The 9857-nt window shown below is 70.5% G+C and carries 10 protein-coding genes; 6 read left to right on the top strand and 4 right to left on the bottom strand.

The window, feature by feature from the left end; genetic code table 11:
- Positions 1-533: gamma-glutamyl-gamma-aminobutyrate hydrolase family protein (locus HY68_RS22065; protein ID WP_041991451.1), on the top strand; the 533-nt coding region annotated here is incomplete at its 5' end.
- 6 nt (positions 534-539) lie between these two features.
- On the opposite strand, the gene HY68_RS22060 is transcribed toward HY68_RS22065, so the two are convergent.
- The 4 genes from HY68_RS22060 to HY68_RS22045 form a co-directional block, all read right to left on the bottom strand.
- Positions 540-1280 carry a helical backbone metal receptor gene (locus HY68_RS22060; protein ID WP_041991450.1) on the bottom strand — a complete coding sequence of 247 codons (741 nt, stop codon included), beginning with the start codon at positions 1278-1280 and terminating at the stop codon, positions 540-542.
- Positions 1281-1284: 4 nt separating this feature from the next.
- Positions 1285-1836, bottom strand: a complete 552-nt coding sequence (locus HY68_RS22055) for a helix-turn-helix transcriptional regulator (protein ID WP_041996812.1) — start codon at positions 1834-1836, stop codon at positions 1285-1287.
- A gap of 193 nt (positions 1837-2029) precedes the next feature.
- Positions 2030-4672, bottom strand: coding sequence for an ABC transporter permease/substrate binding protein (locus HY68_RS22050; protein ID WP_041991448.1), 2643 nt, complete (start codon positions 4670-4672; stop codon positions 2030-2032).
- Positions 4665-5801 carry a glycine betaine/L-proline ABC transporter ATP-binding protein gene (locus HY68_RS22045; RefSeq protein WP_198533318.1) on the bottom strand — a complete coding sequence of 379 codons (1137 nt, stop codon included), beginning with the start codon at positions 5799-5801 and terminating at the stop codon, positions 4665-4667. The genes HY68_RS22050 and HY68_RS22045 overlap by 8 nt, the downstream gene beginning before the upstream one ends.
- 273 nt (positions 5802-6074) lie before the next feature.
- On the opposite strand from HY68_RS22045, the gene HY68_RS22040 reads away from it, so the two are divergent.
- From HY68_RS22040 to HY68_RS45390, 5 genes are all read left to right on the top strand, one after another.
- A complete protein-coding gene (locus tag HY68_RS22040; RefSeq protein WP_041991446.1) occupies positions 6075-6980 on the top strand; it encodes a 5'-3' exonuclease in 906 nt (301 codons plus the stop codon).
- A 69-nt stretch (positions 6981-7049) separates the two neighbouring features.
- Positions 7050-7892: a siderophore-interacting protein gene (locus tag HY68_RS22035; protein ID WP_078863719.1), complete on the top strand. Its 843-nt coding sequence runs from the start codon at positions 7050-7052 to the stop codon at positions 7890-7892.
- A gap of 187 nt (positions 7893-8079) precedes the next feature.
- Positions 8080-8664: a sigma-70 family RNA polymerase sigma factor gene (locus HY68_RS22030; RefSeq protein ID WP_041991442.1), complete on the top strand. Its 585-nt coding sequence runs from the start codon at positions 8080-8082 to the stop codon at positions 8662-8664.
- Positions 8661-9413: an anti-sigma factor gene (locus tag HY68_RS22025; protein WP_041991441.1), complete on the top strand. Its 753-nt coding sequence runs from the start codon at positions 8661-8663 to the stop codon at positions 9411-9413. Before HY68_RS22030 ends, HY68_RS22025 begins: the two co-directional genes overlap by 4 nt.
- Before the next feature lie 19 nt (positions 9414-9432).
- Positions 9433-9857 (top strand): deoxyribodipyrimidine photo-lyase (locus HY68_RS45390; RefSeq protein WP_241778640.1); only part of this gene is annotated, 425 nt, incomplete at its 3' end.

Below are 9857 nucleotides of genomic sequence, written 5' to 3'. Positions count from 1 at the left end.
CAGCCGTGGTGGCGCGGCTCGACGGTCTGGTGATCGCCGGCGGTCCCGACGTCGAGCCCGTACGGTACGGCGCCGAGCCGCACCCCCGTACCGGCCCGCCCGCCCGCGAGCGGGACGCCTGGGAACTGGCGCTGATCGAGGCGGCGCTGGCCTCGGGCACCCCGCTGCTGGGCATCTGCCGGGGGATGCAGCTGCTGAACGTCGCTTGCGGCGGCACGCTCGTCCAGCACATCGAGGGTCATGTCTCCCCCGTCGTCGGCCGGTTCGGCGAGCATCCCGTGACGCCGCTGCCCGGCACCCGCTACGCGGCCCTGGTGGCCGGGGAGTTCAGCGTCCCCACCCAGCACCACCAGTCGGTCGACCAGCTCGGTGAGGGGCTCACCGTCTCAGCCGTCGCAGCCGACGGCACGGTCGAGGCCGTCGAACTGCCCGAGCCGCAGTGGGCGTTGGGGGTCCAGTGGCACCCGGAGATGGCGGCGGACACCCGGGTCATGCGGGCACTGGTCGAAGCGGCGGGCGCTCGTCGCGTATGAGTCCGGTCAGCGGGCGTCGCTCAGCGCGGCCCGCAGCGCCGCCGGTGCCCGCACCAGCGACGGTCCGTACCAGGTGAGCATCCGCCCGTCGACGAGCGCGGCGGGCAGCCCGGGAAACGCCTCCGGCCCGTCGTCGGCGGTGAAGCGGTACGGCTCGTCGGGCAGCACCACCAGATCGGCGCCGGCGGACCGCAGCTCATCCACGGGGATGCGCGGATAGCGCTCGGCGTGCGCCCCGTACACGTTGTCGACGCCGAGCCTGGCCAGCAGATCACCGGCGAACGTGTCACTGCCGACGACCATCCAGGGCCGCCGCCAGATCGGTACGAACGCGGTGCGCCGGGCGGCGGGGGCCGCGGGCCGCTCCCAGGCCGTGCGGGCGTCGTCCAGCCAGCGCGGCGCGGCGGGCAGACCGCAGCCGGCCAGCAGGACCCGCTCCAGCTCGGCGAACGCCTGGTCGAGGCCGCGCACCTCGGTGACCAGTACGTCGAGCCCGGCGGCGGCCAGTGCGGCGAGGTCGGGGGCGCGGTTCTCCTCCTCGTTGGCGATGACGAGATCGGGGCGCAGCGCGACGATCGCCGCGACATCGGGGTTCTTGGTGCCGCCGATCCGTACGACGTCGAGTCCGGCGGGCCGTACGCACCAGTCCGTGGCCCCCACCAGCAGCCCCGGCGCGCTGACCGCGACCGCCTCGGTCAGGGAGGGGACGAGCGAGACGACCCGCGCGGGGCCTGTCCGGCCGGTCACGGCGTCAGTTCCTGCGGTCGACCGTCGCGTCGATGTGCTCGGCGACGGCGACGATCACGATGCGGGTGCCGGGCTCGGTGGTGCGCCAACGGTGCGTCACACCGCCGCTGAGATAGAGCGTGTCGCCGCGCTCCAGCCGGTACGCCCGGCCTTCGGCCTCGACTTCGGCCGCGCCGTCGGCGATGTACATCACTTCGTCGTTGCGGTGCTGGTATTCACGCCCGGTGTCCAGCTCGCCGGTGAACTCCTGGGCGTCCAGCTGGTGTCCGCCGCGCACCACCCGGCGCGCCCCTGGTACGACGGGGGCGGCGGACCGTACGACGTCGACGGTGCGCGCCGAGTCGGCCGCCGCGTGCAGCCGGGCGGGGGTGGTCTCCAGCGCCTCGGCGACCCGGTCGAGCGAGCGGGTGCTGGGCCGGGCGCGTTCGTTCTCGATCTGGCTCAGGAACGGCACGGACAGTCCGCTGCGCTCCGCGACCGCTGCGAGCGTCAGACCCAGGGACCTGCGCCGTCTGCGGACGGCGGCGCCCACCCTGAGCGCTTCCTTGTCGTCCATGTTGGCTCCCTCCCGCCGGATCGCCATCTTCGCAGAGTTGACGGCGGTACAAGAGCCGTCCGGCCGCACCCACCGCCCGGCGACCCGCCCACGACTCGGCCACCGGCGCCGGCCACAACCCCGAAAGGGTGGGTACCGCCATCGGCGACACCCACCCCATCGAAGGTACTCCGGCCCGGTCCGGACCAGAGGTCTAGAGCGGAGCCATCTTGTCCACGATGTCCGGCTTGGTCTTCATCCAGGCCTCCACCGCTTCTTCCTCATGTCCCTTGCCGCTCTTCGTGATCTGGTTCTCCAGGCTCGCGAGGTCGCCCTCGCTCATCTTGAAGTCCTTGAGCCACTTGGTCAGCTGGGGGTACTGCTCGGGGAACTTCTTGCTGGCGACGGTGGTGATCTGGTCACCGGTGCCGAACGCCTTCTTGGGGTCGGCCAGCTTGGTCAGCTTGTACTCGTTGTAGGCCCAGTGCGGGCTCCACAGCATGACGGCGACCGGCTGCTTCTTGTCGTACGACCGCTTCAGCTCGGAGAGCATCCCGGGGGTCGAGCTGTCGAGGACCTTGTACTCCTTGTCGAGCCCGTAGCCGGGGACGACCTTGTTCTTCAGGATGTTCATGGTCTCGGTGCCCGGCTCGATGCCGATGATCCGGCCCTTGAACTCGGAGCCCTTGCCCTTGAGGTCGTCCAGGGTGCTGACGCCCTTGACGTAGCTGGGCACCGCGATCTCCAGCGAGGTGGGGCCGTACCAGGATCCGATCTTCGTCAGGTCGTCGTGGTACTTGTCCCAGTATCTCTTCTGCGTGTTGGGCAGCCAGCCGTCGAACTGGACGTCGAGCTGGCCACGCGAGAGCGCCGTGTACATCGGGCCGACGTCGAACTGCTTGAGGTTCATCTTGTAGCCGCGCTGTTCCAGCACGTTCTTCCACAGGTACGTGGCGGCGATGTCCTCGTCCCACGGGAACCAGGCGACGGTCAGCGCCCTGGCCCGCTCGTCCTTGCCGTTGGCCGCCTTGCTGACCTTGTCCTTGGCCTTGGGGACCGGCGCCCACTTGTCGAGGGCGTCCGGGTTGGCCTTCAGCCAGGCGCGTACGGCCTCCTGCTCCTTGCCCTTGCCGGTCGACTGGATCTTGGCCTCAAGAGAGCCGAGCTGGTCCTCGGTCATCTTGAAGTTCTTCAGCCAGGCCGCGGCCTGCGGGTTGTCGTCGGTGAAGCCCTTGCGGGCGAGCATGTGGATGCCGTCGCCCTTGCCCCACGCGTTCTGCGGGTCGGCGAGCTTGGTCATGTCGTACGTGGCGTAGGCCCAGTGCGGCGACCAGAGGACGACCGCGATGGGTTCCTTCTTCGCGTACGACCGCTTCAGCTCGGCCAGCATGCTGGGGGTCGAGCTGTCGACGACCTTGTACTCCTTGTCGAGCCCGTACGCCTTGAGGACCTTGCTCTTGAGCAGGCCCATCTCACCGGCGCTCGGCTCGATGCCGACGATCCGGCCCTTGAAGGTGGAGCTCTTGCCCTTCAGGTCCGCCATGGTCTTGACGCCCTTGACGTAGCTGGGGACGGCGATCTCCAGGGAGGTCTGGCCGTACCAGGACCCCATGTCCTCCAGCTTGTCGTGGTACTTGGCCCAGTACGTGGCGTGCGTGGTCGGCAGCCAGGAGTCGGTCTGGAGGTCGACCTGGCCGCCCGCCTGGCCCGCGTAGAGCGGTCCCGCGTCGTACTGCTTGGCGTCGACCTTGAAGCCGCGCTGCTCCAGCATCTCCTTCCAGAGGAAGGTGGTGGCGATGCCTTCGTCCCAGGGGATGTAGCCCATGCTGACGGTCTTGCCCTGGCCCACGTTGCCGGGGTCGGACGCGGCGGTGTCGTCCGACGAGTCCGAGCCGCCGAAGATGCCGAGACCGCCGGCGACGAGCGCCAGGATCACCACGCCGGCGAGTGCGACGGCGGGCTGCGGGCGGTGGTTCCAGATCTTCAGTCCGCCGGTCAGCGCCTTCGCCTTGGCCAGCGCGCGGCGGCCGATCGGTGAGACGTGCAGGCTGAGCGAGCCGGTGATCCGGTCCAGGTAGATGGCCAGGATGACGACGGACAGGCCCGCCTCGGCGCCGAGGCCGATGTTGACGTTGCCGATGGCCTCGAAGACGTCGGCGCCCAGGCCGTCGCCGCCGACCATGCCGGCGATGACCACCATGGACAGCGCCAGCATGATGACCTGGTTGACCCCGGCCATGATCGTCTGGAGCGCCAGCGGCAGCTGGACCCGGAGCAGCGTGTTGCGCGGGCTGGTGCCGAACGCGTCGGCGGCCTCGACCAGTTCCTCGTCGACCTGCCGGATGCCGAGTTCGGTCATCCGGACGCCGGGCGGCAGGGAGAAGATGATGGTGGCGATGATGCCGGGCGTCACGCCGATGCCGAAGAACAGCACACCGGGGATCAGATAGACCATGGCGGGCATGGTCTGCATCAGGTCGAGCACCGGCCGTACGACGGAGCTGACGGCCTTGGAACGCGCCGTCCAGATGCCCAGCGGCACGGCGATGACCAGGATGATGATCGTCGCGACGAGGACCATGGTCAGCGTCAGCATCGCGTGGTCCCACAACTCGAACGAGTCGATGAGCGCGAAGCCGATGAAGGTGAGCACGCCCGCGCTCAGGTTCCGCAGCCACCAGGCGATGACGGCGAAGATGCCGGCGAGCAGCAGCGGCTGCGGGGCGGAGAGGACGGCGTTGATGCCGTCGTCCATGTGGGTGAGCAGCCAGGTGATGGCGTCGAAGAGCCAGCTGAGATGGTCGGTGAGCCAGTCGACGACGTTCTCGACCCAGTCACCGAAGTGGATCCTAGGCACCGGCCACCGCCTTGTCGGTGGATACCGGCGTGGTCAGCTGGGTGTCGGCCGGGGTGGCCGGCGTCATCGGCTCGCCGAGCACGGCGAGCAGCCTGGCGCGCGGTACGACCCCGACGAGCTCCCCGTCGTCGCCGGTGACGGCGACGGCGACCCCGCTGGTGGAGCAGGGGGTGAAGAGTTCGATGATCGGGGTGGCGGCGGGGACGACGGCGGGGGCCGCCTCGATGATGTCCTCGGGGGTGCGCAGTTCCTTGCCGCTCTCCGTCGTGGTGCCGAGCGCGGTCTCCACGTCGGCCATGATCGCGCCTGCCGTGAGCACCCTGGAACGGTCGACATCCTGGGTGAAGGAGGCCACGTAGTCGTTGGCGGGCGTGACGAGGATGTCCTCGGCGGTGCCCAGCTGGACGATCCTGCCGTCGCGCATCACGGCGATCCGGTCACCGAGGCGCATGGCCTCGTTGAGGTCGTGCGTGATGAAGACGATCGTCTTCTTGAGCCGCTTCTGTATCTCCAGCAGCTGGTCCTGCATGTCGCGCCGGATCAGCGGGTCGAGCGCGCTGAACGCCTCGTCCATCAGCAGGACGTCGGCGTCGGTGGCGAGGGCGCGGGCCAGGCCCACGCGCTGTTGCATACCGCCGGAGAGTTCGTCGGGCCAGGACTTCTCCCAGCCGCCGAGCCCCGCCAGCTCCAGTGCCTCGCCGGCGCGCTCGACACGCTGCTCACGCGGGACACCCTGTACTTCGAGGCCGTAGGCGACGTTCTCCAGCACGTTGCGGTGCGGGAAGAGCGCGAAGTGCTGGAAGACCATGCTGATTTTGTTCGCGCGCACCTCCCGCAGCTGCTGCGGGGTCAGGGCAGTCAGGTCGTCGCCGTCGAACAGAACCTGGCCCGATGTCGGTTCCGAGAGTCCGTTGAGCATGCGCAGCAGCGTGGACTTGCCGGATCCCGAGAGCCCCATCACGACGAATATCTCGCCGGGCTCGACCGAGAACGAGGCGTCGATCACTGCTGCGGTCGTACCTTCGGCGCGGAGCTCCTCACGGTCCTTGCCGCTTTCGAGCTTCGGCACAGCTTCGTCTGGTCGTATACCGAACACCTTGTACAGATGTTCGGCCTGGAGCCTGGACACATACACCTCACGCGTCGAACCGAGTACGGCCCGGCACCCCCGCGGGCGGGCCGTGGAGCGGGGCGGGGTCGGCCCGCAGCGCCCGGCCCATGGCGAAAAGGGCCGGGTCCGCTCCGGCTTCGCCCCTGCCCTACGTTGTAGAGCGCAAACAAGTATGTGTTCCAGGTCACATTTCCGTTCCCTGTACGGAGGGTGACATGCCGTTGGCCGCCGGCCGACCGCGGTCCGCTGTCAGTGGGGTGCGGCATCATCAGGCGTGTGACGCGACGCCTGATGCTCCTCGACACCGCTTCCCTCTATTTCCGCGCCTATTTCGGCGTGCCGGACTCCGTACGCGCTCCGGACGGCACCCCGGTCAACGCGGTGCGCGGCCTGCTGGACTTCATCGCCAGGCTGGTCCAGGACCACCACCCGGACGATCTGGTGGCGTGCATGGACGCCGACTGGCGGCCGCAGTGGCGGGTGGATCTCATCCCTTCCTACAAGGCGCACCGGGTGGCGCGGGAACGCAGCGAGGGACCGGACGAGGAGGAGACGCCGGACACGTTGGCGCCCCAGGTGCCGATCATCGAGGCGGTGCTGGACGCGCTGGGCATCGCCCGCGTCGGCGTCGCCGGGTACGAGGCGGACGATGTGATCGGCACGCTCGCCGGCCGGTCCGCGGGGCCAGTCGACATCGTCACCGGCGACCGGGATCTGTACCAGCTCGTCGACGACACCCGGGGCGTGCGGGTGCTCTACCCGGTCAAGGGGGTCGGCACCCTCCAGCTGACGGACGAGGCCGCGCTCCGCGAGAAGTACGGGGTGGACGGCCGGGGATATGTGGATCTGGCGCTGCTGCGCGGTGACCCGAGCGACGGGCTGCCAGGGGTGCCGGGGATCGGCGAGAAGACGGCCGCCAAGCTGCTGGACGCCTTCGGCGACCTGGCCGGGATCATGGCGGCCGTGGACGACCCGCACGCCAAGCTCACCCCTTCGCAGCGCAAGCGGCTGGACGAGGCCCGGGACTATGTGGCGGTCGCGCCGACCGTGGTGCGCGTCGCCGGTGACGTACCCCTGCCGGACTTCGACCCGGCGCTGCCGTCCGAGCCGCGCGATCCGGCGATGCTCGACGCCCTGGCGGCGCGCTGGGGTCTTGGCGGTGCGCTGCAGCGACTGCTGGCGACGCTGCGGAGCTGAAGTGCTAGCTTAGGTAAGCCTAAGCAGCCGTCGTGCACGCATCGTCGGGCAAGCATCAGGGAGAGCGCAGTGGCAGACCGACCGGCCCGCAGGACACCGAAGGCCCGTGAGGCGCGCGTGACGCGCACGGAACAGCTCACCCCGCACATGGTGCGGCTGGTGCTCGGCGGTGAAGGTCTCGACGGCCTCGAAGCCGACGAGTTCACCGACCACTACATCAAGGTGCTGTTCGCCCCCGAGGGCGTGAGCTACCCCGAGCCGTTCGACATGGAGCAGATCAGGGCCGACCTCCCGCGCGAGCAGTGGCCCACGACCCGTACGTACACGGTGCGCGGCTGGGACGCGGCGGCCGGTGAGCTGACCGTCGACTTCGTGGTGCACGGCGACGAGGGCCTGGCGGGCCCGTGGGCGGCGCGCGCCCAGGTGGGCGACCCGGTGAGGTTCCTCGGCCCCGGCGGCGGTTACGCACCGGACCCGGCGGCCGACTGGCATCTGCTGGTGGGCGACGAGAGTGCCCTGCCCGCCATCGCGGCCTCACTGGAGCGGGCCCCGGCCGGCGCGGTGGTCCATGCCTTCGTCGAGGTCTCGGGCCCCGAGGAGGAGCAGAAGATCGCCGCCCCCGACGGGGTCGCGCTCATCTGGCTGCACCGCGGCGACCGCCCGGTGGGCGAGGCGCTGGTCGCCGCCGTACGCGAACTGGACTTCCCGGCGGGCGACGTGCACGCGTTCGTCCACGGCGAGGCGGGTTTCGTGAAGGACCTGCGCCGCTATCTCCGGGTGGAGCGCGACGTCCCGCGCGAGCGGCTGTCCGTCTCGGGGTACTGGCGCCTGGGCAAGACCGACGAGGCGTGGCGGGCCGTCAAGCGGGAGTGGAACGAGCAGGTGGAGCGCGAGCAGGAGAGCGCGGCCTGAGGCACGTAGGGCCACGGCAACGGCGGCGTCCCCCGAAGCAGGGGGGCGCCGCCGTTGCCGTGGGGCCGTAGCGTCGTGCTGCCGCGGGGCCGTCGGACGGACTTCCGGTACGGGCGGAAGTCGACCAATCCGTTCGGGCACCGGCTCCGAATCGGTCCTGAAGAGTGTTCGAAGGAGGAAAGCTCGCGTGAAAGAAGCCGTACACATCGGCGGACCCGCCTCGGCGGGGCCTGATCTGCAAGAACTGCTGGGTCTCGTGGCCCGGGGCGACCAGGACGCCTTCGCCCGCGTGTACGACACGGTCTGCGGGCCCGTACTCGGTCTGGTGCGTTCCGTGCTGCGCGACCCCGCCCAGTCCGAAGAGGTCACCCAGGAGGTGCTGCTGGAGATCTGGCGGTCCGCCACCCGCTTCCAGCCGTCCCGGGGCAGCGGTATGACCTGGGTGCTGACGCTCGCCCACCGCAGGGCCGTCGACCGGGTGCGCTCGGCCCAGGCGTCCAGCGACCGCGAGCACAGGGCCGCGCTGCTGGACCGTACCCCCGCCTTCGACGAGGTCACCGAACAGGTGGAGGCCCGGCTGGAACGGGAGCAGGTACGGCGCTGTCTGCGCACCCTGACCGAACTGCAACGCCAATCGGTGACGCTGGCTTACTACCAGGGTCTGGCCTACCGCGAAGTGGCCGAACTGCTCGCCGTACCGCTGGGCACGGTCAAGACCCGGCTGCGCGACGGACTCATCCGGCTGCGCGACTGCCTGGGGGTGAGCTCATGAGTACCGCGGAACTGCACACGCTGACCGGCGCCTACGCGCTGCACGCACTGGAACCGGCCGAGCGCGACGCTTTCGAGCGGCATCTCGCCGAATGCCCGGCCTGTGCCCAGGAGGTGAGTGAGCTGGCGGCGACGGCGGCCCGGCTCGGCCTCGCCGTGTCCGTCACACCACCGCCCGCGATGAAGGAGCAGCTGCTCCGCAGGATCGCGACGGAGCGCCAGGACCCGCCCAGGGTCGCCCCGGAGTCCCGTTCGGGCGTCGCCGGCAGGCGCGGCCGGGCACTGTCCCGCTTCGCGCTGGCCGCGTGCCTCGCCGTCGCCGCCGCGTTCGGCGGCATCGCCGCCTGGCAGCATCAGCAGGCGCAGGACGCCCGCGCCCAGGCGCAGTCGTCGCAGCAGCGGTCCGAGGCGCTGGCCTCGGTGCTCGCCGCGCCGGACGCCAAGGTCACCACGGGCAAGCTGACCGACGGAGCCACCGGCACCGTCGTCGTCTCGCGGAACCAGGACAAGGCGGCCTTCGTCGCCGCCGGGCTGCCCGAACCGCCGAACGGCAAGGTGTACGAGCTCTGGTTCAACGACGGCGGCAAGATGCGGGCAGCGGGGCTGCTCAGCCCCTCCGCCGGATCGGACGCCGTACTGCTGTCCGGGACCGTCGGGGAGGCTTCGGGCATGGGGATCACCGTCGAACCGGCGGGCGGCTCCGACCAGCCCACGTCGGACCCGCTGGCCCTGATGAACTTCCCCGCCTGAGGACCGTGAGGACAGCTACATGAGCGTTGCGGTGGTGCTCTTCACCTCCGACCTGCGGGTGCACGACCAGCCGGTGCTGCGCGCAGCCCTGCGCGGCGCCGACGAGGTCGTACCGCTGTTCGTCCTCGATCCGGGGGTGCGGGCGGCGGGGTTCGACGCGCCGAACCGGCGCGCCTTCCTGGCCGACTGTCTGGCGTCCCTGGACGACGGACTGCGGGAGAGAGGCGGCCGGCTGATCGTCCGTTCGGGTGAAGTCGTCGACGCGGTCTGCCGGGTGGTGCGCGAGAGCGGCGCCCGGCAGGTCCATGTCGCGGCGGGGGTCAGCCGGTACGCGGCGCGCAGGGAGGAGCGGCTGCGCGCCGCGCTGGCGGGGGCCGGCTGCGCACTCGACGTGCACGAGGCGGTGGTCACGGCCGTGCCGCCGGGGGACCTCACCCCGGCGGG

The organism is Streptomyces sp. AcH 505 (assembly GCF_000818175.1).
Lineage (GTDB): Bacteria > Actinomycetota > Actinomycetes > Streptomycetales > Streptomycetaceae > Streptomyces.
The sequence above is the reverse complement of the archived record's forward strand: the minus strand, read 5'-3'. Positions and strand labels throughout refer to the sequence as shown.

Coding starts and splice junctions, on each gene's coding strand:
- HY68_RS22055 (WP_041996812.1), bottom strand. CDS start 1,836: ATGGACGACAAGGAAGCGCTCAGGGTGGGCGCCGCCGTCCGCAGACGG.
- HY68_RS22040 (WP_041991446.1), top strand. CDS start 6,075: ATGCTCCTCGACACCGCTTCCCTCTATTTCCGCGCCTATTTCGGCGTG.
- HY68_RS22025 (WP_041991441.1), top strand. CDS start 8,661: ATGAGTACCGCGGAACTGCACACGCTGACCGGCGCCTACGCGCTGCAC.